1 protein-coding gene is annotated in these 1,281 nt (G+C 31.4%); it reads right to left on the bottom strand.

Annotated features, from left to right (window positions below; translation table 11 throughout):
* Positions 1 to 86 precede the first annotated feature (86 nt).
* Positions 87 to 1,214, bottom strand: coding sequence for a TlpA disulfide reductase family protein (locus Q0739_RS14835; protein WP_298239518.1), 1,128 nt, complete (start codon positions 1,212 to 1,214; stop codon positions 87 to 89).
* Positions 1,215 to 1,281: the final 67 nt, after the last annotated feature.

The following is a 1,281-nucleotide window of genomic DNA, read 5'->3' as shown; positions in this document are numbered from 1 at the left end:
CGTAGGAAAATCAGAGTGACCAAAAGAGCACTATCTTTTGATTAAGCATTAAATTTAGCGTTATTTTTATACTTTGTTGTGAGCCGTTATTTTTGTGATAATTTTTTTTTCAAATGCCTAAGGATACTACCTTTTCCGTATCCAGACCACTTGTCAATTATTATTCCTTCAGGATTGATTAATATAAAAGTCGGAATGCCTTGTATGCCATATTTAATAGATGTTTCGCTATATCTACCTTTTCCGTCCCAAATACTATTCCAAGTCACTTTGTCTCTTTCTAATGATTTCAGCCAAACATCTTTTTTAGGGTCTTGGGTGAAACTGACTATTTTTAGAGAATCGGAATACTCTTTGTTTATTTCTACTAGTTCATCTGCGGCTTGAATACAAGGACCACAATAAGCAGCGGTAAAGTCAAGAAGGGTATATTCTCCTCTAACTTTTGAAAATTTAACCTTTTCTCCCTTTTGGTTCATTCCTTCAAAATCGTGAAATTTATCTCCAATTTTAGTGATATTCTCTCTTAGATATATTTCAACAACTTTGGCATATTTGCTTTCTTTTATTTCAGGTGTATAATTTTCATATATTTTCTGTATTGTGTCTTTTGGTAATTGATTTTTCAAATAGCCAAGTTCTATCACACTTGTGTAGGTGTTAGGGTGTGATTTTATATAGTTAATTCGAGAACTCTGTGTAATACTATCAAGTTTTCTAATGTCCTTCCAGATTTCTGATCCTATTTCTTGTCGTTTTTCTTGGGAGAGTTTCATAAAGGCTTGTACTAAAGAATCTCTTTTGATATTATTTTCTTTTGTAAGGCTTTGTGAAAAGTTAAAATCTTCTTGAGTTTTTGAACCTTTAATAATTACGTTCCAAGGAAAGTCTGATATATCTCCTTTAACAGTAATATTATCATTTCCAATAAGAAGATTAGTATAGATGAATTTTTTGTCAACACTAGCATTTAACCAAATTTGTTCTGGTGGGCTATATAAATGCCCTTCAAATTTAAAGTTGTTATTTTCTACTGTCGTGCTGTCGAAAACAGCATCAGTAGCCAAGTTTCGCAAATAGAATTTTGTTCCATCAGGAAACCCAGTAACTTCTCCTGTAATTGTAAATTTTTCCTCTTTCTTTTCTTTTTCACTACAAGAAGTTATGAAAAGTACAATGCAGACTGTTAGAATTGAATTAAATATTATTTTCATTTTTGTTAATGTTAAGTTGCTGTTAATGGCTCACAACGTTTATGTATAAGATTAGTGCGGTTTTGTG

Origin of the sequence: uncultured Algibacter sp., from assembly GCF_947487605.1 — a bacterium.
In the GTDB taxonomy this organism is placed as follows: Bacteria; Bacteroidota; Bacteroidia; order Flavobacteriales; family Flavobacteriaceae; genus Algibacter_D.
Note: the sequence above shows the minus strand (reverse complement) of the source record. Positions and strands in the feature narration are given on the sequence as shown.